Source organism: Streptomyces bugieae (assembly GCF_036352915.1).
GTDB lineage: Bacteria > Actinomycetota > Actinomycetes > Streptomycetales > Streptomycetaceae > Streptomyces > Streptomyces endophytica.
On the sequence record NZ_JAZBJP010000176.1, the window covers coordinates 1 to 441 of the forward strand.

Genomic DNA, 441 nt, shown 5'->3' on the forward strand with positions numbered 1-441 from the left:
GGCCACGATGCCGAGTTATGTCCGTTACGGCGCCAACCCGTACATCGTCGTCGTACGCGAGAGTGGCGCGAGCCGTGATGTCACCGCTACAGAGCATCGTTTTGTGGGCCTGTTCACCGTGGCCGCGATGAACGCCAACGTGCTGGAGATCCCGTTGATCTCGCGGCGCGTCGAGGAGGCGCTGGCCATGGCCCGCCGCGATCCCAGTCATCCCGGGCAGCTGCTGCGTGACATCGTCCAGACCATCCCGCGCCCCGAACTGTTCGCGCTGAGCTCCAAGCAGCTGCTGGACATGGCGCTGACCGTGGTGGATCTGGGGTCACGTCGCCGCACCCTGCTGTTCCTGCGCGCGGATCAACTGGCGCACTTCGTGTCCTGCCTGGTGTACCTGCCCCGAGACCGCTACACCACCGCGGTACGGCTGGAGATGCAGGACATCCT

Annotated in this window: 1 protein-coding gene; it reads left to right on the forward strand. The window is 65.5% G+C overall.

Going from position 1 to position 441, the window contains the following annotated elements; genetic code table 11:
• Window positions 1-103 precede the first annotated feature (103 nt).
• Window positions 104-441, forward strand: a 338-nt coding sequence (locus V2J85_RS40760) for a hypothetical protein (RefSeq protein WP_330824409.1), incomplete at its 3' end; no start/stop codon positions are given.